Source organism: Streptomyces coffeae (genome assembly GCF_016741875.1).
Classification (GTDB): domain Bacteria; phylum Actinomycetota; class Actinomycetes; order Streptomycetales; family Streptomycetaceae; genus Streptomyces; species Streptomyces coffeae.
On record NZ_JAERRF010000002.1, the window covers coordinates 1 to 24,360 of the forward strand.

The following is a 24,360-nucleotide window of genomic DNA, read 5'->3' on the forward strand; positions in this document are numbered from 1 at the left end:
AGGGTGGCGCGTGCGGCGACGAGTCGGCAGGCGTCGGGGAGGTCGAAGACCCCGGCGATGTGTGCCGCGGCGATCTCGCCGATGGAGTGGCCGATCACCGCGTCCGGGTGGACGCCCACCCAGGCGAGCAGTCTCGCCAATGCGATATGCAGGGCGAACAGCCCCGCCTGCGCATACGTCGTGTGATCCAGCAGATCCGCATGCTCCGTGCCATCGCTGAAGACCACATCGCGCAGTGCATGCTCCAGATGCGGATCGAGGAGCGTACACACGTCGTCGAAGGCTTCGGCGAAGACGGGGAAACGGTCGTACAGCCCGGCGCCCATGCCCGGCCGCTGGCTGCCCTGCCCGCTGAACAGGAACACCGTCCGGCCCGCCCCGGCCACAGCCTCGCCCGACCCCACAACACCCGGGTGCGGTTCACCGGTGGCCAGTGCCTCCAGACCCGCCAGCAGCTCTTCGCGCTCCGCCCCCACCACCACGGCCCGGTGCTCGAACAGGGTCCGCGAGGTCAGCAGCGACCAGCCCACCTCTGCCGGGCCCACATCGGCATCGCCGTCCTCCACCCGCCTGGCCAGCGCCGCCGCCTGGTCCCGCAACGCTTCCGCACTCCGCGCCGACACCACCCATGGCATCGGCCCGGCCGGCGGTCCCGCGCTCACCGGCCCCGTCTCGTCCGCGTCGGACAGCTCGGCAGCCTGCTCCAGGATCAGATGGGCGTTGGTGCCGGAGATACCGAAAGAGGACACCCCCGCCCGGCGTGGATGGTCGGTCCGCGTCCACGGTGCGGCCTCGGTGAGCAGCCGGATGTCCCCGGCGCTCCAGTCCACATGCGGGGTCGGCTGATCGATGTGCAGTGAGGCGGGCAGCAGCTCATGCCGCATTGCCATCACCATCTTGATCACGCCCGCCGCGCCCGCGGCCATCTGTGCGTGGCCGATGTTCGACTTGATGGATCCCAGCAACAGCGGCTGTCCGTCGTCGCGTTCCTGCCCGTAGGTGGCCAGCAGCGCCTGGGCTTCGATCGGGTCGCCCAGTGTGGTCCCGGTGCCGTGCGCCTCGACCGCGTCCACCTCCGACGGCGACAGCCGGGCGTTCTCGAGTGCCTGCCGGATCACCCGCTGCTGCGACGGGCCGTTGGGTGCCGTCAGGCCGTTGCTCGCACCGTCCTGGTTGACGGCCGTGCCCCGGATCACCGCCAGTACCCGGTGGCCGTTGCGCCGTGCGTCGGACAGCCGCTCCAGCAGCAGCACGCCGACACCCTCGGACAGCGTCATTCCGTCGCCGTCGGCCGAGAACGCCTTGGACCGGCCGTCCGGGGCGAGGCCGCGCAGCTCGCTGAAGCCGATGAACGGCGCCGTCGAGGACATCACGGCGACCCCGCCAGCCAGGGCGAGTTCGCATTCGCCCTGGCGGATCGCCTGGCACGCCAGATGCATGGCCACCAGCGACGAGGAACACGCGGTGTCCACCGTCACCGCGGCTCCCTCGAGACCCAGGGTGTACGCCACCCGGCCGGACACCACACTGGCCGAGTTGCCGATCGTGAAGTATCCGGCGGAGCCCTCGGGTACCTGTGAGACGTCCGAGCAGTAGTCGAGGTGGTCACAGCCGATGAAGGTGCCGGTGCGGCTGCCCCGTAGCGATTCCGGATCGATACCGGCGTACTCGATGGCCTCCCACGATGCTTCCAGAGCCAGCCGCTGCTGCGGTGCCATCCCGAGTGCCTCGCGCGGGCTGATGCCGAAGAAAGCGGCGTCGAATCCGGCGGGGTCGTCGATGAAGCCGCCTTCGCGGCAATAGCTGGTGCCCGGGTGTTCCGGGTCGTGGTGGAAGAGGTTGTCCAGGTCCCAATTGCGGTTCGTCGGCAGCTCGGTGATGGCGTCCCGCTCAGCGGCAACCAGCTCCCACAGTTCCTCGGGGGACCGTACGCCCCCGGGGAATCGACAGGCCATCCCGACAATGGCGACCGGCTCATGTCCGGCCGACTCGGCGTCCTTCAGACGGCGCTGAGTCTGACGCAGGTCCGCCGTGACGCGCTTCAGGTAGTCGAGAAGCCTCTCTTCGTTGTTCGCCATTGGCGGCGTACCCACTTCCCTCGACGAGAACCGGCGACCTCATGCCTCGTTGGACGGGCCGAACGAGCTGAAGGGTGAACGGGCTGAAAGGGCGGAACGAGCGGACGAGCTGTTTCGGGAGCTGAGCGGTGAACCAGCGGGTGCGCGGCGGGACGGAACGTGCCCGGTCAGGGCCGGACGCCCGGACCGTCCGGTGCGCTACCGACGGTGGCAGTCGTAGCTTCCCCGCAGCACGGTTCCATCGGGAAAGGTGAAACTCGTGTTGTCCCTGAAATGTCCAGGACCGAGGATCTGGTAATCGTCGACCAGGCCCAGTTTGATTCCCTCGGTGCTGCCGCCGGCGTCCGGAGTCACCACCTGGTTGAGCGGGCCCTTGAACATGAGATGCCCGTTCTTCCAGCCCGGTGAGGAGTAATTTCCGGACGAGCCCCAGTTGTCGTGGTACTGGTTGATGAAGGTATTGTCGACGGGATTCCAGCCGAAGGAGGAACGCCCGACGACTTTTCCGGGTTCCAGGGTGGCGTCGGTGTAGTAGTAATGGCCGCCCATGGCCTTCTTCGTGGTCATGCCCAGCACCGCCGGCTTTCCGCCCGGCGGCGGTGTGTAGTCACAGGTGTAGGTGCCGAGCAGGAAGTCCAGATCGCGCATCTGGGGCGGTGCGGGCAGCGGATTGGTGGACCGCGGCGGCTTTTTGCCCTGGGTGTCGGGTTCGGCGTTCACCGGGCTCATGGTGAGCGCGACCACGCTCACGGCAGCCAGGCCGACCACACCGACAGGGACGCGTCGCCCGACCCACCTCGCCCCGCGCGCCGGGGGAAGCGGATCCTGTCCTTCTGTTCCGTGGGTACGCACACTCAACTCCACCGGTCATCGGGGCCTGGCCTTCGGTCCAGCGCCCGGCGGATCATCGGGCGCCGATACGGCGACCATCATTTGCGTCCGCACTAAAGGTGATCTAACGCGCCGCTAGGTCCTTCGCCTTAGTCCAGCTTTAGTGATATCGCCGACCATGAACCGGACGTTCGCGATAAGGAGGATGGCGATGGGCGACTCTGGCGGACTGGGTGAGTCCTCGGTCACACACGGCTGGCCGGCCCTGGAAAAGTACATCGACCGGGCACCCAGCTCGAAGGAGATGATGACCTGGATCGAATCGATCGTCAGCCAGGGTATTCGCCGGGCGGGATATCCGGCCGACAGCTGGACCGAGGAGTGGGCCGCCGACCAGTTCCGGGAGACGGGGCTCGAGGACGTCCGTCTGGAGCCGTTGGACACACCGATCTGGCGACCGCGGTCCGCCACCTTCGAGATCTGGTCGGCGGACCGTCCCGATGACATCACCCGCTTCTCCGGGCTCGCCCTGCCGTACACCACCCCCACCGAGGGGACCGAGGGACACCTCGTCCGCATGGAGGAGGGGGAGGTGCGCGGCCGAATCGCCGTACAGGAGATCGGCTTCACCCGGCTTCCGCAGACGGAGGTGCAGGCCCGGGCCACCGACTGTTACGACCCCGAGGGTGTGTTCCCCGATCTCGTCCAGACCGTCCCGTTCGACCTTCCGCATGTGCTGGACTTCGACATCGCCATCAAGGACGGCGCGACCGCCTATGTCGGACTGCTCACCGGACTGCCCTGGGAGACCAGTGACTTCTACTGGCCCTACGACGCGGAGCGGCGGTCGATCCCCGGTATCTGGCTGAGCGGGAAGGACGGGGGGAAGGTCCGTGAGCTGATGGCGTCCGGGGAGTGCGAGGGGCGGATCGTCTCCGACGCCACGATCACCGAGGAGACCACCCACAATGTGGTGGGAACACTTCCCGGCGCCTCGGACCACTGGGTCATCGTCGGCTCCCATCACGACGGTCCGTGGGCCTCCGCGGTCGAGGACGCCTCCGGTGTCGCCCTCGTCCTGGCGCAGGCCACGTTCTGGGCGTCGGTGCCGCGGGAACTGCGGCCGCACAACATGCTGTTCGTGCTGACCTCCGGCCACATGGCGGGTGCCGCGGGCACCCAGGCCTTTATCGCGGCGCATCCGGAGCTGTTCCCCGAGGTCGTCCTGGAGATGCATCTGGAGCACGCCGCCCGGGAGGCGGTGGTGGTCGACGGGGAGGTCGTGCCCACCGACGATCCCGAGGTGCGCTGGTGGTTCACCACCCAGGCGCCGCAGCTGGAGCGGCTGGTGGCCGAGTCCATCGCGGCGGAGGATCTGCGGCGTTCATGGATCCTGTCGCCGACCGCCTTCGCGCCCAACCCCGCGACCGATGGCGCGTATTTCTACTACACCGGTGTGCCACTGGTGCAGTTGATCACCACGCCGATGTACATCTTCGATCCGCGGGACACCCCGGACAAGGTCGATCAGCAGAGCCTGGTGCCCCTCACCATGGGGGCGGCACGGATCATCGCCGGGACCGTCGGCTGTGAACCGGACACCCTCCGGGTGCCGATCGAGAACGCACAGGCCACGACGGACACGTCGGACACCAAGGACACGACGGAGTAGCGCCGGGCAGGGTGTGAGGACGGCCCGCCGGGATCCGGCGGGCCGTCCTCCGATCGGAGGTGTCTAGCGGCCCGACGCCGTCAGTGCGCAGCGGGCCGTGGCGGTCTTGCGGGGGTCGCTTTCGGAACGGGCGGTGAGGAGCACCTTGCCGTGCCGGTCGGCGCCCTTCTTCGCGGTCACGGCCACGTTTACGTCCACCGAGGTTCCGGCCTCGGCGGTGGTGAGCCGGTTGGGCAGCCAGGCCGACCAGCCCCGCCCGGCGGCCGTGGCCGACAGCCGGTACACATCGGAGGTGGTGGAGGCACTGGTGTTCCCGGGCCGGTCACCCTTTTCGGCCGTTGCGTCGCCGGTGTTGGCGAGGGCGAAGGTGCACCGGGCCCGGCCCTCGGACGGCTTGCCCGTCGCCTGGCCACGGCCGACGGCCAGCCCGCGCCGCTGTGTCCCGTCGCCGTCGAGGGAGCGGACGGCCACGGTGTACGAGAGCACCCCGGACCGGTTCCGGTGCAGATCGAGGACGTAGAAGCGCAGCCGGTTGGCCTTGTCGACGTACTCGTACTGGCTGCCGGAGTCGGCCCCGGCGTGGAAGAGCGCGTCGCTGAGCTGGCGGTAGTCCCCCATGGTGATCTTCTGTGGGGTGCCGTCGGGGCGCTCGAAGTCCACCAGGTCGATGTCCTCGGGATGTGCGTCGATGACCCAGGCGAACGGTGCCCGGTCCTGTTCCTTGGTCTTGCTGAGCAGCACTCCGTGGTCCGGGGTGAAGGAGTCCATGCCCATCCGGTCCACGACCTCGAGCGTGTAGTGGTCGTAGCCGCCGCCGTCGCACAGCGGATCGGTGTCGCGGTCGCAGGGCGGGGAGAGGTCCTTGTCCATGGCGATGGTGACACCGGACAGCCCCTTCTTCCCCGGTGGGGCGGAGCGCGCGGTGACCCGGGCGGTGACGAGCCCGGAGTCCTGGAGAGCGGCGCGGTCCAGCCGCAGGACATTGCGCTCGTCCACGATGCCCAGCTTCAGCTTGTCGCGCAGCACATGCTGGGCGCCCATCGAAGCGCCCGCGGTGGCGGGGATCCGCCAGCGGGTGTGCGGGCCTCCGGGGCCGTTGAACGAGCCCCGGGAGAGCATGCCCCAGATACCGGTGTAGGCGCGGCTGAGCGGGGTGCCGTACGGGTTGTTGTAGTTGTCGCCGATGCCCAGGATATGGCTCAACTCATGGGCGTAGACGGCCATTCCGGAGCTCTCGGCCTGGAGGGACGAACCGTCCGCGGCGTTCGGCCAGATACGGGCGGCGGCCTGCCAGGAGGTCCAGGGGACATAGCGGGTCCTGGCCGCGTTGTTCCCGGTGGGGATCGGCGGGCCCCACACCGCGGGCACGTCGCCCGCGCTCGCGAACTTCATCTGGCCGAACTCCTGCCAGGTGGAGGACTCGTCCTCCCCGGCGGTGAGATAGAAGACGAAGTCGAACTTCGCCGCTTCGTCGGAGCCGATGTCGCCGGTCCACGCCGCCTTGGCGTCGGCGCGGATGTCCTTGCCACAGCTGTCCCCGGCAGGGCAGGCGCCCGGGTTCATCGAGTCCTCGACGCCGTACTGGTACGACTTCCAGGGCATGCGGTACACACCGAAGGCGGTCAGATCGACACCGATGCGTCCACCGGAGTCCTCCATCCAGTACTCGTTGATGGTGTGACCGTGGTTCAGCGGACCCGGCTTGTTGAGGAAGTCCCGGTAGAAGCTGGGGAGGCGATGACGGGGGATCCCGGCGGCGGTGGGCTGCGGATTGCCGAACCGGTTCGATCCGGCCGGTCTGCTGACCGTGAACTCCTCGTCGGGGTAGTCCAGGAGGACCAGGGCGCCCTTGAAGGTGCGCTGGGTGGGTTCGACCGACGGATCGGCCCAGTCGGTGCCGGGGACCGCGCGGTAGTCGGCCCAGGTCATATCGTCCGGGTTGCGCCAGTGCTGGGGGTCGATCGGCTGGACCAGCGGTGGTCCGGTGGGCCGAGCCGACGATGTGCCGTCCGCGGTGGCGCGGGCGGGTCCGGCGGCGACGGCCGCCAGGGTGGCGAGGACGGTGGTGACGAGCGTTAAGCGGCGGACTCGTCTTCGGCGGAGGAACAAGGCTCACCTCTTGTCGGGCGTCTTGGGGCTCAGACATGACAAGCCGTGCGAACGGTATGCCTACCGCTGCCCAAGGTAAGCCGGTGGAGGGGGCGGCGCCAGAGTGCCGCTGTGACGTCTGCCCCGGATGCCCGCCCCGGGATCACACCGGCCGCAGCCGCCGGATGCGGTCCAGGTCCCCGGCGAGCAGATCGTCGTGTGCCAGGGCGAAGTCCCCGTTGGGCAGGGCGTCCTGGCCGTAATAGGCGCCCATCACCGTGTCGGGGAGGAAGCCGCGCAGCTCATGCCGCATCCCCGCGGGATAGTCGACGGGTTCGCCCCAGCTCTCCGGAGCCTCGTCGGTGCCGAACAGCACCCAGTGGTCCACCGACACCTCGGCGTCCAGGTCGGGCGGCCCGCCGGTGTGGCAGTCCAGCGCGGGCAGTGTCAACTGGTCCGGCTCCAGCGGCTCGTACCACATCAGCAGGGGCTTGGCGCGCTGTGCGTCGGCGTTGTCGAAGCAGCACACCGCGATGGTGTGGCACGGGTACCGCTCCGCGTAGAACTCCAGCAGCCGCGGATCGATCCGGGGCCGCTTGCGGGGCGCCACCTGGTACAGCGCCTCGGTGATGGCGATGGCATCGCGGGCGAGCAGTACCGTGTAGACGTCGTGGTCGAACACCTCCACCACGGGCGCGCGGCTCCGGCTCATCCAGATCATCTCCGAAGGGGCGGCCACCGGGAGGGGACGCACCGCGTCCACCATGCGCTTCAAGATGTCGTCGGAGCTCCCCGCGGACAGGAAGTTCTGCCGGGTCATGGGGAGGGCGGGCAGATGCAGCAGCATCGCGTTGGGCCCGGTGGCCAGATTGACCGCGGTGTTCTGATAGCCCAGCACATGGATCAGACCGTGCTCCGGGTGGTGACGGCGCCCCGCGTACACCGTGGTGCCGGAGAACCTGGCCGGGGCCATCGAGATACACATGCGGGCCACGCTACCCATACGGCGGTGGGGCCGGCGCACCGGGAGGCACAGCGATGGGGGGCGGGCCATGCGGGCGTTGGGGGCGAAGCGGACGCGGATCGGCCGCTGCGGCGTTCCGTACCCGTAGACGGCTGCCGGGCGGGCGACAAAGCGCGATAGCGTGTACAAGCCAACGGGAGGCTGCGGTACGGCCCGGGAACGTGGCCCATCACACCCGGGATCAGCACACCCGGAAGGCGAGGTGCACCCGCGCTCCTCCAGGCTGGGCGGCTTCACCGAGCGGCTTCCCGTCTGGCGCGACTCGTGGATACCAGCACTAGGAGCCCTCTTGACCAGCCCGGAACAGCGCATGGCTGACCTGCTCAAGACCTTCGGTGAGCCAGCGGCGAGCACGGCGCACCTGCTGTGCGACAGGCACCCGGCCGACGCCGTGGCGTTCACGTTGGTGGGCAAGGACCTGACCGGCCATGACATGACGTTCGGTGAACTGCGCGACCGCTCGGCGCGCATGGCCGGAGCGCTGGCCGACCTGGGGGTGGGAGTCGGCGACCGTGTCGCCACCTTGATGGGCAAGTCCGCCGAGCTGCTGGTCGCGACCCTCGCGATCTGGCGCCTGGGGGCCGTCCAGGTCCCGCTGTTCACCGCGTTCGCACCGCCGGCCATCGCGCTGCGGACCACGGGCAACGGCACCAAGGTTGTGATCACCGATGCCGATCAGCGCCCGAAGCTGGACCTGGAGTCCGGCTTCCCCTCCGAGCGGCCCTGGCGGATCGTCACCACCGGTCCGGTCGAGGGGGACGACCTGGGCTTCGCCGCGCTGGAGGCCGGACATACACCACAGGCCGAGCCGGTGGCCCTGGGCGGCGACGCGACGATCGTGGAGCTGTTCACCTCCGGCACCGCGGGCACTCCGAAGGCCGTCCCGATCCCGCTGCGGGCGGTCGCGGGCTTCGTCATGTACCAGGAATTCGGCCTGGACCAGCGTCCCGAGGACGTGTACTGGAACGCCGCCGACCCGGGATGGGCCTACGGCCTCTACTACGCCATCATCGGGCCCCTCGCCATCGGGCAGCGCAGCCTGCTGTTCAACAGTCTGTTCTCCGCCGAGTCCACCTGGGCGGTGCTCTCCCGCTACGGCGTCACCAACTTCACCGCCGGACCCACCGTCTACCGGAAGCTGCGCGCCTCGGAGCTGCCCGCCCCCGACGACCTGCGGCTGCGCTGCTGCTCCGCGGCCGGTGAGCCGCTGCCCCCGGACGTCGTGGACTGGGCGCGGGAGACGCTCGGTGTGCCGGTGCGCGACCACTACGGCTCCACCGAACTGGGCATGGCCATCTGCCACGCCTGGCATCCGGCCCTGCGCACCGATATCAAGCCCGGCTCCATGGGCCGTCCGATGCCCGGCTGGGCGGTCAAGGTACTCCGCGAGGACACCAACTCCGCCGTGGCCAAGACGGACATCCCCGGCCGCGTTGTGATCGACATCCCTGCCAGCCCGCTGATGTGGTTCCAGGGCTACCGGGACGCCCCCGAGCAGACGGCCGAGAAGTTCAGCCCCGATGGACGCTGGTTCTACACCGGTGACACCGCGGCCCGGGACGAGGAAGGCGATCTGTTCTTCTCCGGGCGCGGCGACGACGTCATCCTCATGGCGGGCTACCGCATCGGCCCGTTCGAGGTGGAGAGCGTGCTGCTGGAGCACCCGGCCGTGGTGGAGGCGGCCGCGGTCGGTGTGCCCCACGAGGAGTACGGCGAGATGGTGGAGGCGTTCGTGGTGCTGCGCCCCGGTGACGCGGAGCCCGGCGACGCGCTCGCCGCCGAACTCCAGCAGCTGGTGCGGGAGCGGTTCGCCACGCATGCCTACCCGCGGAGCATCCACTTCGTGGCGGAACTCCCCAAAACCTCCAGCGGCAAGACACAGCGCTTCCTGCTGCGTCCGCAAGCGAGCTCCGGCCGGGGCCGCTGAACCCCGGCTTCCGCCATCGCCCGACCGCCGCCCCGGCTTCCGTGCGCCGCACGCGAGCCGGGGCCGTTCACACGGTCGGGCACATGATCAGGTCCGGGAGCGCGAAAGCGCCTCCCGCACCGCCTCCTCCGTGCGCCCCACCACCGCCGAGCCGTCGTCCGCCGTGATGATCGGCCGCTGGATCAGCTTGGGGTGCTCCGCGAGCGCCGCGATCCACCGGTCCCGCGCGCTCTCCTCACGCGGCCAGTCCTTGAGCCCCAGCTCCTTCGCCGCCGCCTCCTGGGTCCGGGTGATGTCCCACGGCTCGAGCCCGAGCCGCGTCAGCACCGCCCGGATCTCGTCCTGGCTCGGTACCTCGTCGAGATAGCGGCGGACGGTGTACCCCGCGCCCTCCGCGTCGAGCAGAGTGAGCGCGCTGCGGCACTTCGAGCACGCCGGATTGATCCAGATCTCCATGCCGAACACCGTACCCCGAGACCACTCAGACCGGGTCTGACCAGGGGGCTTTGTCAGTGCCCAGCCGTAGAATGGAGGCAGTGAAAGGGAAGGATCCCGACCGTCTCAGGAGGATGCCGATGGCCACTGCCGCAACACCTCTTCCGGACCTGCCGAGCTTTCCGACCCTGCCGAAGAAGCGGATGCCCGCGGGCCGTCCGCGCGAGTGGTACGAGTCCCACAACCGCCGGCTGAAGGCCATGCGCCTGGCCATCGCCCTGCTCAACTCCGGTGTGTACCGCGCCGAGCAGGCACCCAACCGCAGGATACGCACCACCGCGGCCCGGATCGGAGTGCATCCGCCCTCCGACACCACCTGCCGTATGGTGCGCTCCCTGATCCGCCACGACAGCCGCTGACCGCCCCGGCCGCCCGCCGCGCCCGTTGTCGGGCGCGGCGGGCAGCTCCGTAGCGCGCCGGGTCAGCCGAGCCCCGGCAGGCTCCGCAGTTCGCCGATCCGCAGCACCCGGGCGAGCACGACGAACAGCAGCGCCATGGTGACGCACCCTCCGGCCAGACCCAGTACGGGAGCCCAGGCCGAGGAAGCCACGGCGCTGGAGCAGCCTCGGGCCACCAGCCAGCCGAGCCCGGCGGCCGCCACCGCCGCCGCGGTCAGCTTGCCGTAGGTGCGGCACAGCCGCTTGCCGTCCAGCCGCCCTTCCAGCCGGCGCCGCAGCCGCAGCGCGGTGAACAGCAGCCCCACCGCGTACGACACGGCGTAGCCCGCGGCCATACCGGTCACCGACCAGCGCGCCGGGAGCAGCAGATGGCAGGCCACGGCCAGGGCGATGTTCACCCCGCTGATCCACACCGCCATCCAGAACGGGGTGCGGGTGTCCTCGAAGGCGTAGAAGCCGCGCAGCAGCAGATACTGCGCGGAATACGGAATCAGACCGAGGCCGAACGCCTGGAGCATCTGGCCCAGCGGCAGTGCGGTGGTGGCGTCCGAGGAGCCGTGCGCGAACAGCAGTTGGGCGATCTGCGGACCGAAGGCCAGGAAGAAGAAGGCGGCGGGCACGATCACCACACCACTGGTCCGCAGCGCGCGGGAGAGGTCATGGCGCAGATCGTCCAGCCGGTGTTCGGCCACGGCCAGGCTCATCCGCGGCAGTAGCGCCGTGACCAGTGAGACCGTGACGATCGACTGCGGCAGCAGCCAGATGGTCTGGGCGTAGGAGTACGCGGAGTAGCCCACTCCGGAGGTGGGCAGTTGCTGGTCGGCCGCGTTGGCGAAGTTGGTCACCACCGCGAGCGCCACCAGATTGGCCACCACGAGCATCAGTGTCCACCGGGCCGCCACGAGGCTCTTGCGCAGCCCCGTGCCGCGCCAGTCGAAGCGCGGCCGGAAGCGGAAGCCCGCGGCACGGACGTAGGGCACGAGCGCGAGGGCCTGGAGCGCGATACCGATGGTGGTGCCGATCCCCAGCAGCCGCACCTGCGCCGCTGTGATGTCCTCCACCCGCTCGGGTGCGGTCAGCAGTCCGACGTACCACCCGAACATGGCGATGAGGATGACGTTGTTGAGCACCGGGGTCCACATCATTGCCCCGAACTTGCCCCGGGCGTTGAGGATTTGGCCCATGATGAAGTACACGCCGTAGAAGAAGATCTGCGGCAGCAGGAAGCGCGCGAAGACCACCGTCAGCTCGAAGGCGGCATGGGTGTGCGGCGAGTCGTCCCGGTAGATGCTGACGATTTCCGGGGCCGCCCATACGGAGAGCAGTGTGCCCACACCGAGCACACAGAGCACCAGGGTGACCAGACGCTGTTCGTACGCCCGCCCGCCGTCGGGCTGTTCGGCGCGGGCACGCACCAGCTGGGGCACCAGCACGGAGTTGAGGGCGCCGCCGATCAGCAGCGTGTACAGGCTCATCGGCACGGTGTTGGCGGTGTTGTACGTACTGGCCAGCAGGCCGGTGCCGAGCGCTGCGGCCTGGAGCACCTGCCGGATCAGCCCCGTGGCTCTGGACACCATCGTGCCGAGCGCCATCAGTACGGAGGATCGCATCAGCCCGCCCGGGGCGCCGTCCCGCCTTCGGGTGGTGTGCCGTGCCCGTTTGCGCTTCCCCCGTGACCGCGAATCCGTCTCCGCCCCTGTCTTCTCGATCATGGGGGCAATCTACCGGGGCGTGCGGGATGCCATTCCGCGGGTGGACCGGTGGGGGTCCGTTTTCCGCCGGGGGAAATGCGGAGACGGCGGGTAGGGGAATGCCGCGGGAATTCCACTGACACCGTCAGAGGGGCGAGCGTCGGCGCCTGGGCCTCAACAGCAGGTGCGCATTTTAGAGGATGTATCCCGCTATGTCGCTTCCCGTTGCGAGGGAAGCGGCGCGGACGCAGGCTCTCCTTGACGGAGGGAGTCCTGCGATGACCCAGCAACCGCCGCCGTCGGTGGTCGACCGTCCGGTCGTCGGCTCGTACGCGACCTACGCCGGAGCCCAGCGTGCCGTCGACTTCCTGTCCGACAACAAGTTCCCGGTGGAACACACGGCGATCATCGGCTCGGATCTGCGCATGGTGGAAACGGTGCTCGGGCGGCTCACCCGTGGCCGTGCGGCGCTGGCCGGTGTCGGTACCGGTGCCTGGTTCGGTCTGTTGATCGGGTTGCTGCTGTCGGTGTTCGCGGCTGGTGGCCACAACGTGATCGTGCTGATCATCAGCGGTATCGTCTACGGCGCGGTGTTCGGCGCGATCTTCGGCTTTGTGGGGCACGCCCTCAGCGGCGGACGGCGCGATTTCGCCTCACGCAGCCAGATCGTGGCTGCCCGGTACGACGTGGTCGCCGATGCCGAGGTGGCCGAAGAGGCGAAGAACATGCTGATCAAACTCGGCTGGCGAGAGGGCTGACCGGCTCAGGGCGCCCTCGTGCCACCCTCTTCGCACGTACTAACCCCCTTAGCAGTAGGGTGGGTCTCCGAGGCGGTTCATGCCGGCATGCGGAGGGGCAGTGGTGAACATCGGCGGATGTGTGCGCGGGGGCGTGCTCCCCCGGCTTCTGCTGGTGGTCGTGCTGGCCATGGGCGTCCTCGTGATGCACACCATGGGTCATCCCGACGGTGACTCCGGCTCGGGTGGGGGCGGCTCGGCGCACCATGTGTCCGTTGCCTCGCACTCCGCGCCCGATCACTCGACTCACGGCGGCCACGTCCGCACCCTGTCCGTCCAGGACGGACACCATCAGGCGGAGCCGATGGCGGGAGAGCGGGAATCCGCACCCATGGCCGAGCCGCGCGAGCCCATGGCCGCGATGGACATGGCCTCGCTGTGTGTGGCGGTGCTCGGTGTCTGGGTGCTCACGGGGCTGCTGTGTGCGGCCCTCACCTGTCGTCGTGTACCGCCCCCGGGGCCTTCCACCCCGCTCTCCGCCGCCGCGCGGCCGCGTCCTCCCACACCCGGGCCCGACCTCGTCGCCCTGTCGGTTCTGCGGATATAGGCCGAACCCGCGCCACTGCGCAGGAACGACCACAGAACCGACCATCACCGGCAAACGAGGTACATCGACATGACCGCAATCACCCATGCCCCGCGGGGGCCGCTCCGTCGCCGGCTCGCGGTGGTGAGCGCCGCCGTCGCGGCAGGGCTGCTGCTCGCCGCCTGCGGCGGCCAGGACGGCAAGGAGGGCGCGGAACACGGGAGCGCACACTCCTCGGCTACCACGCGCTCCACGAACGGCGCCTTCAATGGCGCGGATGTCCATTTCGCGCAGATGATGATTCCCCATCACCAGCAGGCGCTGGAGATGGCCCGGCTGGCGCCCGGCCGGGCGTCGGACGCGCAGGTCAAGCAACTCGCCGCGCGGATCGAGAAGGCGCAGGACCCGGAGATCAGGACCATGAGCTCCTGGCTGAAGTCCTGGGGCAAGCCGCAGCCGACCCCTGCGGACGGTATGCCGGGCATGGACCACGGCTCGGGTGACGGGCACGACATGGACGGCATGATGTCGCAGAAGGAGATGGACCGGCTCAAGGCCGCCAAGGGCGTCACCTTCGACCGTGACTTCGCGCGTCTGATGATCGAGCACCACAAAGGTGCGATCGCGATGGCGAAGGACGAACAGAAGGACGGGCGGAACGCCGCGGCCAAGAAGCTCGCCGGTGACATCATCACCGGTCAGTCCGCGGAAGTGACCACGCTGCACACCATCCTCGACCGGCTCTGACGCGGGCACCCCTGTCGCTCCGGCCCGCCGGGGCCGGAGCGACAGGGGCCGTGACACAGCCCCGCGGGTCAGGTCAGGCCGGGCAGACAGCCGACTACGAGCGGAAGCAGCGGTACGGCTGCGGCCCCGGCCGCCACCACGCCCCGCAGCGCCGGATGCGCGGTCCTGGACGGAGCCAGCATCCGCCGCAGCCGGACCACGGCGTCCGCGCCGCCGGCCGGGAACGCGCCCTGCGGCGCCTGTTGCGCCGCCATGGCGTAAAGGGCCGAGGCAAGCACCTCGCGCGGATGGCGGCGCAGCGCACGGTCGTCCGCCGCCATTTCCAGCAGCAGCGTCGTCTGCTCCCTGAAGGCACGCGCCAGCGGCAGCCGCCGGAACGCCGTGGCGAACGCCTCGGCCGCGGCCAGCGCCAGATGGTGGCGGCCCGCGATATGAGCGCGCTCGTGCTCCAGCACGGTGTCGAGCTGGGCGGGCGACAGCACCCGCAACGCGCCGGAGCTGACGACGATCCGGGGCCGGCGGCCCGGCAGGGCGTACGCCACCGGTGTCTCGTGGTCGAGCACCGTGGCACGCAGCCGCGTCGAGCGGCGACCCACCAGGTCCAGCACGCTCCGGTGGCGGGCGCGGGCGCGTCGGGCCCGTAGGAGGTGGTGGCCGAAGCACATCAATGGGAGAAGTGTCACACCGACCGGTACGGCTACGGCCGGAACGCCCATGAGACCGGGGAGATATGTGTGGAGTGTCAACCCACAGAACCGGAGCAAGCCGGACATTCCATTATGAAGATGCCCAGTTGGGGTGATGAGGTGGTAACTGGCCAATGCCACCGCGATCGTGAATGACACGGCCAGACCCTGCCACATCGCAACAGCCAGGGCGGGGAAGCGATACGACCAGGTGCCGCGGGACAGCGCCCTCGGAACCAGAACACCGACCACGGCCGCATAGCAGACCAGCGCGAGCGCGTCGGTCACGCCGGGGGTCGCCGTCCGGCCGTCCGCAGCGCCTTGCGCAGGGCGTTGACCTCCTCCGGGCCCATCTGCCGCACGAAGTGGGCGAGGGCGGCCGTCCGGTCCTCACTGGTGCCGAGCGCGTCCTCCATCAGCGCGGCGGTGTACTCCTCACGGCTGCGCACCGGCGAGTACACCCAGGCGCGGCCCTCCTTGGCGCGCAGCAACCAGCCCTTGTTGTAGAGGATGCCGGCCACCGTCATCACCGTGGTATAGGCGACGGGACGGTGCTCATTGATGTCGTCCACGATGTCCCGCACCGTCGTGGGACGCTGCCACGCCCAGAGGCGGTCCATGATCTCCGCCTCGAGCTCCCCCAACCGTCGCATGGACGCTTCCTTCCTCCGTTTGTACGCAGCTCCATAGTAGAGACCCCTCATGGACGCGCTGCGGGCACCTCCGGGAAATCCTCAACTCCCCTTGCCGCGCGATAGGATTGACGGCATCCGTACGCGACATCGGAGAACGATCCGAAGAAGGGAAGTCTGTGTGACTGGTCTCAGCAAGGGTCTCCGGAAAATCGAGGTGGCACTCAAGTGGGATCCCAGCCCCACAGGTGAGCCGCCCAATGATCTCGACATCGTCGCCGCGACCTACCAAGCCGCCGATCCGTTCGGCGAGCCCGCGTATCTTGTGCACTTCGACAGCCGCTCTCCCGACGGCACCATCACCCTCAACAGGGACAGCCGTACCGGTCAGGGCTTTGGTGTCGACGAGGCCATGACCGTGGAGCTCGATCGGCTGTCGCCCGAGTACGCCCGGGTCGTCGTGGGCGTGGCCATCCAGCAGGGTGCCGGACGGAAGACCTTCGACGAGGTCGAGGGCACCAGCGTCCGGATCGCCGAGGGGTACACCGAGCTGATAAAGAGCGACCTCTCCGGTGTCTCCGCGGCCACCGCCGCCACCGTTGCCGTATTCACCCGTGACGACTCGGGGGAATGGAGAATTCAGAGTGCCATTCGCGGCTTCGATGTGGACCCGGGTGAATTCACGCGACTGATGGGCAAGGATTATTCCTGAGGGAGTTGTCGTCTCACGACCGCTCTCATGGTTCTCCATGAATCATTGACGCGCAGAACAGCGGTGCCGCGTATTTCGGTTGAGCGCGCCGAGTGGGCTGCCCGGTGCAGGCGTACGCGGACCGGTCCGGTGTCCGCCACGGGAAGGGGAAGGGGACGGCGCCGCTGTTCCGCCCGGCAGGGACGGAACAGCGGCGTCTACGGGCTGCTGTCAGCCATCGGCCGGTGGGCGGCCCGAGCCCGTGCCCGACGAGCGCGGCCCCCGGGTCAGGGTGTAGCCGCCCACCGCGGCGAGCGCCCCCAGGGCCCCGCCGCCCGCGGTCCACACCCAGCGGTCCGACCACCAGCCGGAACCCCAGCCGTCCTCCGGTTCGGCGACCGCCCGCGGCGAGTCCTCATCGGCATCGCCGGAGTCGGAGCCGGAGCCGGAGTCGGCGTCACTCGGCGGTTCGGAGTCCGGTTCGGCGATGGTCCCCGCCCGCAGCGACGGATTGAGCGGCTCGGCCAGCTCCCCGCCGTCCGCGTGCTTGCCGCCCGCGTCCCGCGCGGTCGTCGTGACCTCCGCGTCGATCGGCAGACCGAGGTCCTGCTCGGGCAGATCCACCACGGTCAGCCGCAGGTAATAGGCGCCCGGCAGCGGATCGTTGGCCCAGCGCTCGGACCACGACCGCACCTGACGCACCGTGCAGCTCAGGCTCACTGACGTGTCCTGCTGGTCCGCGTGGTGCGTCGGGCTGCCCGACGCACACGGCTGGTGGCGGCGCAGCCCGTCGTACACATCGAGTTGCCAGGTGGCGCCGCCGTGGCGGGCGGACGCGTCCGGCAGCTTGACCTTCGCCTCGACCGTGGGGACCTGCCCGGCGGCCACCGGGACGGCCCAGTACAGATAATCACCGGTGGACGCGGTGGCCGTGGCCTTCTCGCCCTGCTCGAGCGCGGTGGCGGTACGGAAGTTCGTACCCGCCTCCGTCAGACCGTCCTTGCCGTTCTGGGCGTCCTTGCCGTCGTTGCCGTCCGCGACGGCCGGGGCAGCGGCGGTGAACAGCGCCGCTGCGCACAGGGCGAGCGCGGCGCCCGCCTTCCGAAGGGCTCGCATCAGTTGGACCTCCAGACGGTGATACGCCAGCGGGCCACCCAGCCCCACACCAATCCCGCGACCAGGCCGGTCACGGCGAGCACACCCAGCAGCACCCAGCCGCGCCCCAGACCGAAGGCGGCCACGTCCGCCGGAGGCTCGTCGTTGTCGACCACGTCCACGGCCAGCTCGACCGGCAGGCCCGGAGTGCGCTTGACGCCCGCGGGGGCCGAGAACGACTGGCTCAGCTCCAGACACACCGTCCGTGGCGTGGTGTCCTCGTCGTCGTCCGCGTCGGCCACCGGGTAGCGCAGCCCGGTGGAGATGACGTCCGTACGGCCGCTGCCCGCCTCGCTGCCACGCACCAGCTCCCGGCCGCCCGGTGTCACCGCGCGCAGCAGGACGCCGTAGTCGGGGTCGACGGCACGGTCCGCCGCCACGCTCACCGAGGCCCGCAGCTCCTTGCCGGGAGCCACCTTCATCCGGTACCAGCGGTGTTCGCCGAAGCGCTCACGGTCGTTGTACAGGCCGGTGCCCAGCTCGGGGGCCTTGGCACACTGCGCCGCGCCCTGCACCCCGGTGGGGGTCTGCACGGGCGTCTCGGCGGTGCGCCGCACCAGCTGCTTGATCCGCGAGGAGAGTTCATCGGTGTGCTGGACAGCCGTGTAGGTGCCGCCGGTGGCCTCGGCGATACAGCTCAGCTGTTCACGGACCTTGCGGTCCGGGGTCAGCCCGAGGGTGTCCACGACCAGGTGGGTGCCGTCGGCGGCCAGTTCACGTGCGACATCACACGGGTCGGGCCGGCCGCAGGAGTCCTCGCCGTCGGTGATCAGCACGATCCGGCGGGTGGCGTCGTCGCCCGCGAGGTCCTTGGAGGCCCCGCGCAGTGCCAGGCCGATCGGTGTCCAGCCGGTGGGGCGCAGGGTGGCCACGGCGGCCTTGGCCTCGGTGCGGTCCACGTGGCCCACCGGATACAGCTGCTTGCTGTCCTGGCAGCCGACCTTGCGGTCCTTGCCGGGGTACGTGGCGCCGAGGGTGCGGATACCGAGCCGGACCTCCTCGGGCGTGGCGTCCAGCACCTCGTTGAACGCCTGCTTCGCCGCCGACATCCGGGAGGCGCCGTCGACGTCGCGGGCCCGCATGGACCCGCTGACGTCCAGGACCAGTTCGACCTTGGGGGAGGGGCGCGACGGTTCGTCGGCGGTGGCGGTGGGTGGGAGTATCAGGCCGCAGGCGAGGGCCGCGAGCAGCCCGGCAGCGCCTGTCACCAGACGTTTCTTTATGATCACCGCGGCATCCTATGGAGCATCATGTGACTGCTCCAAAAGCCGTAACGCGGCGTGGTGGCGAGCACGCCCGTACCGCGCCGGGTGTACGGCGCGTGTCCGGATACTCCCCGGGGAGGGGATGAGAATCCGTCTGTTGTCAGCTCCGCCGTCGGTCCGGCATGCCTAGGGTGCAGACATGGAACTCCGAAAGACCCGGTTGCGGTGGCTCTGGGGCCGGCCGGCCCGTCCGCGGGGCCGGCGGCTGCTCGCCTCGGCGGCGGCCGTCACCGTCCTCGCGGGGGCGGGCACCTTCGCGGTCGCCGCCTCCGGCGGCCGGCCGTCCGTGCACCGCGAGGACCGTGTGCTGGACATGCCGGGCGCGCGCCTGGACACCTCGTACTTCACCACGGGTGGTGGCCGCAGGCCCGCGGTGCTGCTCGCCCACGGCTTCGGCGGGTCCAAGGACGACGTCCGTGGCCAGGCCGAGGAGCTGGCCCGCGACGGCTATGCCGTACTGACCTGGTCCGCGCGTGGCTTCGGCCGCTCCACAGGGAAGATCGGGCTCAATGACCCGGACCGTGAAGTGGCCGATGTGCGGCGCATGGTCGACTGGCTGGCCAAGCGGCCGGAGGTGCGGCTCGACCACCGGGGGGATCCGCGGGTGGGTGTCGCCGGTGCCTCCTACGGCGGGGCGGTTTCACTGCTCGCCGCCGGATACGACCGGAGGGTCGACGCCATCGCGCCCGCCATCACCTACTGGAACCTGGCCGATGCGCTCTTCCCCAACGGGGTGTTCAAAAAGCTGTGGGCCGGGCTCTTCTTCACCACCGGTTCGGCCGACCTCTCCGGGCGCCAGGAGGAGCCGGAGGGGGAGTCGCAGGAGCGGGGCGGACAGGGGACCGGGGAGGAGGGTCCTGCGGCACCCGGCGGGCAGGGCCCACCGGGCCCGGCGGGCGGCGGGGACGGGGGCTGCGGACGGTTCGAGAAGCGGCTGTGCGCGATGTACGAGCGGGTCGCCGTCGCCGGAAAGCCGGACGCCGCGGCCCGGAAGCTGCTCGAGGAGCGCAGCCCGTCCGCCGTGGCCGACCGCATCAAGGTCCCCACGCTGATCCTCCAGGGGCAGTCCGACTCGCTCTTTCCCCTCGGCCAGGCCGACGCGATGGCGAAGGCCATCAAGGCTCAGGGCGCACCGGTCGCCGTCGACTGGATCGCCGGGGGACACGACGGCGGTGAGCCCGAGACCTCACGGGTTGCGGGACGGGTCCGCGCCTGGTTCGACCGCCACCTCAAGAACGACCGGGGCGTGGACACCGGACCCGCCTTCCGGGTGACCCGGACCGGCGGTGTGGACTCCACCAACGGCGCCGTCCAGATGCGCGGCGCCACCGGTGACCACTACCCGGGACTGGCGGACGGCCCACGGACCGTACGGTTGCGCGGACGTGAGCAGTCGTTCGCCAATCCGCCCGGCGCGGGGCCGCCGTCGGTGTCCACGGTGCCCGGTGTGGGCGGGCTGTCGCAGGCGGCCTCGTTCGGTGTCGGCCTCTCCAGCGATATCCCCGGCCAGTTCGCCCGTTTCGACTCCGCACCGCTGGACCGGCCCCTGCGCATCACCGGATCGCCGGAGGTCACCGTGCGGGTGACGGCGGACGCGGACGACGCCGTGCTGTTCGCCAAGGTGTACGACGTCGGGCCGGACGGAAACCAGGTGCTGCCCGCGCAACTCGTCACCCCCGTGCGGGTCCGCGACGCGAGGGAGGGCCGTACCGTCACCCTCCGGCTTCCCGCGATCGACCACGAGGTCATCGCGGGCCACCGGCTGCGGCTGGTGCTCTCCTCCACCGATCTTGGCTACGCCTCGCCGACCGAGCCCGCCACCTACACCGTGGCACTCGCCGACCGCGGGATCACGGTGCCCACCGCGCCCGGGGTGCACACCCAGCCCGCACCGCTGCCCTGGTGGGTGTGGGGGCTGCCGCTCGGCGGAGCCGTGGTGGCGCTGGGCCTGCTGCTGACCGGCAGGCGGCGGACGGCCGCTCCTCCTCCCGACCCCGAACGGGCCGATGTGCCCCTGGAGATCACCGGTGTGAGCAAGCGCTATGCCGGGTCCGCCGACCGCTACGCGGTGCGGGATCTGTCCTTCCGGGTCGAGAAGGGGCAGGTGCTCGGACTGCTCGGACCGAACGGCGCGGGCAAGACCACCACTCTGCGGATGCTGATGGGGCTGATCGCCCCCGACGACGGTGAGATCCGGGTCTTCGGACAGGCCGTCCGGCCCGGCGCCCCCGTCCTCTCCCGCGTCGGCGCGTTTGTCGAGGGAGCGGGCTTCCTTCCCCATCTGACCGGCAGGGCCAATCTCGAGCTGTACTGGCGGGCCACCGGACGCCCGGCGGAGGACGCACACTTCGAGGAGGCGCTGGAGATCGCCGGTCTCGGCAGCGCCCTGGAGCGTGCCGTACGGACCTACTCCCAGGGCATGCGTCAGCGGCTCGCCATCGCACAGGCCATGCTCGGCCTGCCGGATCTGCTGATCCTCGATGAACCCACCAACGGCCTGGACCCGCCGCAGATCCGGGAGATGCGCGAGGTGATGATCCGGTACGCGGCCGACGGCCGTACCGTGATCGTCTCCAGCCATCTCCTGGCGGAGGTCGAGCAGACCTGCACCCATCTGGTGGTCATGGACAGCGGCCGTCTGGTCCAGGCGGGACCCGTCGTCGAGATCACCGGTACCGGTGGCAGTGTGCTGGTGGGCCATGAGGGGGAGCTGAGCGATGCCGTCGTGGACAAGGTGGCCGCGCTGCCGGGCATCGGATCCGCACGACGGACCGACGGCGGGTTGCTGGTGCTGCTGGACGGGGCCGCCCCGGCACGGCTGCTGGCCGAACTGGTGCGGCTGGAGATCCCGGTGTCCAGTTTCGGGCCCCACCGGCGCCTGGAGGACGCGTTCCTGACACTGATCGAAGGAGGCTCCGCATGAGCTCCGTGACGGATGCGGCCCCCGGCTACCGGGCCCGCCGTACCCTGCCGCTGCGGGTCGAGGCGGTACGGCAGCTGCGGCGCCGCCGGACCCTGGTGATGGCCGTGGTGCTGACCGCGCTGCCGTTCGTCCTCGTGGCCGCCTTCGCCATCGGTGGCGCCCCCGAGGGGCAGGACGACCGGATCACCCTGATGACCACCGCGACCGCCTCCGGCGCCAATCTCGCCGCCACCGCGCTGTTCGTCTCCGCCGCCTTTCTGCTGGTGCTGCCGGTGGCACTGTTCTGTGGTGACACGGTCGCCTCCGAGGCCGGGTGGTCATCCCTGCGCTATCTGTTGGCTGCCCCGGTGCCCCGGGCGCGGCTGCTGGCGAGCAAACTGACCATCGGGCTGGTGTTCAGCGCGGCCGCCATGGTGCTGCTCCCGCTGGTCGCGCTGGTGGTCGGCACGGTGGCCTACGGATGGGGACCGCTGCGGATCCCCACCGGTGGTGAACTGGCCACGGAGGACAGCCTGGCCAGGCTGGGGCTGGCGGTGGCCTATCTCTTCACCTCCCAACTCGTCACCGCCGCCCTCGCGTTCTGGCTCTCCACCATCACCGACGCACCGCTGGGCGCGGTGGGCGGAGCGGTCGGGCTGACCATCGTGGGCAGTGTGCTGGACGCCGTCACGGCCCTCGGGTCCTGGCGTGAATTCCTCCCGGCGCACTGGCAGTTCGCCTGGGTGGACGCCCTGCAGCCGCATCTGGAGTGGGGCGGCATGGTGAAGGGGGCGGCGGTGTCCGTCGCCTATGCGCTGGTGCTCCTCGCCCTCGCCTTCCGTGGCTTCGGCCGCAAGGACGTGGTGTCGTGAGCAGGGCTTGGCACACGGTGCCATGAGCGCGGACCTCCCGTCGTGACCGGTGATTCCGGCCGCGACGGGAGGCGCGGGTCAGTAGTCCTTCAGGGTGAGCGAGTTGATCATCTCCTGAGCGTCGGCCAGCCCGTCCACCATCGTCTCCGGGCTCACCGTGGCCGGATCCTGTGACATGGCGGCGTCCATCCGCTTCTTGTTGGACAGCGCAAAGTCCTGATGGGTCGTCATGTAGTCACGCAGTTCCCGCTCGTAGGCCGCGAAGGCCGTGGTGTGATCGCCGTTCGCGGCCTTCAGCTCACCCGCCAGGACATAGGCACCGATCAGGGCCATGCTGGTGCCCTGGCCCGACAGCGGTGAGCCGCAGTAGCCGGCGTCGCCCAGCAGCGCCACCCGACCGCGTGACCAGGAGTCGATCCGGATCTGGGACACCGAGTCGAAGTGGAAGTCGGGCGCGCCCCACATGTACTCCAGCATCCGTGGCATCTCCCAGCCGACGTCCGCATATGCCTGTGCCACCAGCCGCTTCCGGTCCGACACCGTCGAGCCGTCGAGCACCCGGGTGGGCGGATCGTCCGAGGTGTAGCCGACGAACACACGGGCCTCGGTGTTGTCGCGGACACTCATCACCATCCCGCCCCAGGCATGGCCCTGGGTGCGGTAGATCACCTGCCAGTGGTCCAGCTCGAGGTAGTTCGGCACCGTCCACACCCCCAGATAGACACCGAGGTGGCGCAGGAAGTTCTCCTCCGGTCCGAAGACCATCGCCCGGGTGCTGGAGTGCACCCCGTCCGCGGCCACCACGATGTCGAAGGCGCGCTTGGCGCCACGCCGGAAGGTGACGGCCACTTCGTCACCGCCCTGGGCGAGCGCGGCGATCGAGTCGTCGAAGAGGTACTCGATCCCGCTGCCGCCGGCGGTGAAGAGGATCGAGGCCAGATCGTCCCGCAGGATCTCCACATCGGGGCTTGCGAGCTCCCCGCCGGAGGCCGTCCGTTCGGTGGTGCTGAAGAGTTCCTTGCCGTCGTCGTCGACCACCGACATGCCGCGCAGTCCTGTGCTCCGGCGGCGAATCCCGGCCAGTACACCCATGCGTTCGCACACTTCGAGTGCCGGTCCCCGCACATCGATCGCCTGCCCGCCCGGGCGCAGCCCCGCGGCCCGTTCCACCACCGTGACCTGGAATCCATAGCGGTCCAGCCAGTAGGCGAGTGCTGGTCCGCCGATACTGGCGCCGGAAATCAGAACCCTCGTCCCGCGCATGGTGTTCTCCGTTTCGGCCTGGGGTTTTCACTGATATCCGAAGAGTTCTGGAACACACCGACAGGCCACCGACAGCGGACCGATGCCCACCGACGGCACACCGACGTCGCGCCGACGCCCCATCGACACGCCTTCCCCACGCTCAACACACCTTCCGCACAACGCAGTTGCAAAGGCACACCGTCGGGTGTGCCGACATCGTGGGGAAGTGAGCCATTAACGAGAGTGTTACGTCGATGTGTTGTGAGGTTCCACTGTGATCGATGAGACTGGTGTTTCCGACCAGCGAGACCAAAAACGCCGGTACGGTCGCACTGGTGATGTTCGGTCCGCCCCCCACGATCCGAACAGGATGGGACCACATGAAGATTTCACTGGAGCACGTTCGCGTGTCCCGAGGGCCTGACGCCGCAGCGCGCGCCTGTCCCAGACCCCGCCGGAGACCTCACCTCTCCCCGCGCGGATCGGTCATGGCCACGGCGTAGCCGCCGAAGTCCCTGCCGAACGGCAGATCCACCGCGAGACCGGCCCGGTCCGGGACCGCGGCGGCACCTCGATGTGCCCGCCGCACCCACCCCGGCGCGCCGGCTCCTCGGCGACGCCTCCTTACTACCGGCCCT

At 69.9% G+C, this 24,360-nt stretch carries 20 protein-coding genes; 9 read left to right on the top strand and 11 right to left on the bottom strand.

The window, feature by feature from the left end; genetic code table 11:
• Both JK363_RS02460 and JK363_RS02465 read right to left on the bottom strand, forming a co-directional pair.
• Positions 1-2,078, bottom strand: a 2,078-nt coding sequence (locus JK363_RS02460; protein ID WP_201870958.1) for a type I polyketide synthase, incomplete at its 3' end; no start/stop codon positions are given.
• A gap of 198 nt (positions 2,079-2,276) precedes the next feature.
• Positions 2,277-2,828 carry a hypothetical protein gene (locus tag JK363_RS02465; RefSeq protein WP_307821561.1) on the bottom strand — a complete coding sequence of 184 codons (552 nt, stop codon included), beginning with the start codon at positions 2,826-2,828 and terminating at the stop codon, positions 2,277-2,279.
• Between the two features lie 292 nt (positions 2,829-3,120).
• Between JK363_RS02465 and JK363_RS02470 the strand changes: the two genes are divergently transcribed.
• Positions 3,121-4,581 carry a M28 family peptidase gene (locus JK363_RS02470; protein WP_201870966.1) on the top strand — a complete coding sequence of 487 codons (1,461 nt, stop codon included), beginning with the start codon at positions 3,121-3,123 and terminating at the stop codon, positions 4,579-4,581.
• 63 nt (positions 4,582-4,644) lie between these two features.
• On the opposite strand, the gene JK363_RS02475 is transcribed toward JK363_RS02470, so the two are convergent.
• The gene (locus tag JK363_RS02475; RefSeq protein WP_201870967.1) at positions 4,645-6,690 is read right to left on the bottom strand and encodes a M6 family metalloprotease domain-containing protein; all 2,046 of its coding nucleotides are present in this window, start codon (positions 6,688-6,690) and stop codon (positions 4,645-4,647) included.
• Between the two features lie 142 nt (positions 6,691-6,832).
• A complete protein-coding gene (locus JK363_RS02480) occupies positions 6,833-7,654 on the bottom strand; it encodes a hypothetical protein (protein WP_201870969.1) in 822 nt (273 codons plus the stop codon).
• A gap of 328 nt (positions 7,655-7,982) precedes the next feature.
• Here JK363_RS02480 and JK363_RS02485 point away from each other — a divergent pair, with 328 nt between their 5' ends.
• Positions 7,983-9,620 (top strand): AMP-binding protein, encoded by a 1,638-nt coding sequence (locus JK363_RS02485; RefSeq protein ID WP_201870977.1) that lies wholly within the window; start codon positions 7,983-7,985, stop codon positions 9,618-9,620.
• Positions 9,621-9,707: 87 nt separating this feature from the next.
• On the opposite strand, the gene JK363_RS02490 is transcribed toward JK363_RS02485, so the two are convergent.
• On the bottom strand, positions 9,708-10,076 hold the full coding sequence (locus tag JK363_RS02490; protein ID WP_201870978.1) for an arsenate reductase family protein: 369 nt from the start codon (positions 10,074-10,076) through the stop codon (positions 9,708-9,710).
• A 119-nt stretch (positions 10,077-10,195) separates the two neighbouring features.
• Here JK363_RS02490 and JK363_RS02495 point away from each other — a divergent pair, with 119 nt between their 5' ends.
• Positions 10,196-10,474 carry a hypothetical protein gene (locus JK363_RS02495; protein ID WP_201870980.1) on the top strand — a complete coding sequence of 93 codons (279 nt, stop codon included), beginning with the start codon at positions 10,196-10,198 and terminating at the stop codon, positions 10,472-10,474.
• 62 nt (positions 10,475-10,536) lie between these two features.
• Here the strand turns inward: JK363_RS02495 and murJ are convergent, their stop codons facing one another.
• Positions 10,537-12,105, bottom strand: a complete 1,569-nt coding sequence (murJ, locus tag JK363_RS02500) for a murein biosynthesis integral membrane protein MurJ (protein WP_236075541.1) — start codon at positions 12,103-12,105, stop codon at positions 10,537-10,539.
• Between the two features lie 377 nt (positions 12,106-12,482).
• Between murJ and JK363_RS02505 the strand changes: the two genes are divergently transcribed.
• The 3 genes from JK363_RS02505 to JK363_RS02515 all read left to right on the top strand — a co-directional run bounded on the left by JK363_RS02505 (position 12,483) and on the right by JK363_RS02515 (position 14,274).
• The gene (locus JK363_RS02505; protein WP_201870990.1) at positions 12,483-12,962 is read left to right on the top strand and encodes a YflT domain-containing protein; all 480 of its coding nucleotides are present in this window, start codon (positions 12,483-12,485) and stop codon (positions 12,960-12,962) included.
• A 103-nt stretch (positions 12,963-13,065) separates the two neighbouring features.
• Positions 13,066-13,548: a hypothetical protein gene (locus JK363_RS02510; RefSeq protein WP_307821563.1), complete on the top strand. Its 483-nt coding sequence runs from the start codon at positions 13,066-13,068 to the stop codon at positions 13,546-13,548.
• Positions 13,549-13,617: 69 nt separating this feature from the next.
• Positions 13,618-14,274 carry a DUF305 domain-containing protein gene (locus tag JK363_RS02515; RefSeq protein WP_201870993.1) on the top strand — a complete coding sequence of 219 codons (657 nt, stop codon included), beginning with the start codon at positions 13,618-13,620 and terminating at the stop codon, positions 14,272-14,274.
• A 68-nt stretch (positions 14,275-14,342) separates the two neighbouring features.
• On the opposite strand, the gene JK363_RS02520 is transcribed toward JK363_RS02515, so the two are convergent.
• Together JK363_RS02520 and JK363_RS02525 are read right to left on the bottom strand one after the other, a co-directional pair.
• Positions 14,343-15,020 carry a M56 family metallopeptidase gene (locus JK363_RS02520; protein WP_307821564.1) on the bottom strand — a complete coding sequence of 226 codons (678 nt, stop codon included), beginning with the start codon at positions 15,018-15,020 and terminating at the stop codon, positions 14,343-14,345.
• A gap of 224 nt (positions 15,021-15,244) precedes the next feature.
• The gene (locus tag JK363_RS02525; RefSeq protein WP_201870997.1) at positions 15,245-15,613 is read right to left on the bottom strand and encodes a BlaI/MecI/CopY family transcriptional regulator; all 369 of its coding nucleotides are present in this window, start codon (positions 15,611-15,613) and stop codon (positions 15,245-15,247) included.
• A 160-nt stretch (positions 15,614-15,773) separates the two neighbouring features.
• On the opposite strand from JK363_RS02525, the gene JK363_RS02530 reads away from it, so the two are divergent.
• On the top strand, positions 15,774-16,304 hold the full coding sequence (locus JK363_RS02530; RefSeq protein ID WP_201871639.1) for a TerD family protein: 531 nt from the start codon (positions 15,774-15,776) through the stop codon (positions 16,302-16,304).
• A 210-nt stretch (positions 16,305-16,514) separates the two neighbouring features.
• On the opposite strand, the gene JK363_RS02535 is transcribed toward JK363_RS02530, so the two are convergent.
• Both JK363_RS02535 and JK363_RS02540 read right to left on the bottom strand, forming a co-directional pair.
• On the bottom strand, positions 16,515-17,399 hold the full coding sequence (locus JK363_RS02535; RefSeq protein WP_201870999.1) for a hypothetical protein: 885 nt from the start codon (positions 17,397-17,399) through the stop codon (positions 16,515-16,517).
• The gene (locus tag JK363_RS02540) at positions 17,399-18,667 is read right to left on the bottom strand and encodes a VWA domain-containing protein (RefSeq protein WP_201871001.1); all 1,269 of its coding nucleotides are present in this window, start codon (positions 18,665-18,667) and stop codon (positions 17,399-17,401) included. Before JK363_RS02540 ends, JK363_RS02535 begins: the two co-directional genes overlap by 1 nt.
• A 175-nt stretch (positions 18,668-18,842) precedes the next feature.
• Between JK363_RS02540 and JK363_RS02545 the strand changes: the two genes are divergently transcribed.
• Together JK363_RS02545 and JK363_RS02550 are read left to right on the top strand one after the other, a co-directional pair.
• Positions 18,843-21,626 carry an alpha/beta fold hydrolase gene (locus JK363_RS02545; RefSeq protein WP_201871008.1) on the top strand — a complete coding sequence of 928 codons (2,784 nt, stop codon included), beginning with the start codon at positions 18,843-18,845 and terminating at the stop codon, positions 21,624-21,626.
• The gene (locus JK363_RS02550; protein WP_201871009.1) at positions 21,623-22,477 is read left to right on the top strand and encodes an ABC transporter permease; all 855 of its coding nucleotides are present in this window, start codon (positions 21,623-21,625) and stop codon (positions 22,475-22,477) included. Before JK363_RS02545 ends, JK363_RS02550 begins: the two co-directional genes overlap by 4 nt.
• A 78-nt stretch (positions 22,478-22,555) precedes the next feature.
• Here the strand turns inward: JK363_RS02550 and JK363_RS02555 are convergent, their stop codons facing one another.
• Positions 22,556-23,740, bottom strand: a complete 1,185-nt coding sequence (locus JK363_RS02555) for an FAD-dependent monooxygenase (protein WP_201871010.1) — start codon at positions 23,738-23,740, stop codon at positions 22,556-22,558.
• Between the last annotated feature and the right edge of the window lie 620 nt (positions 23,741-24,360).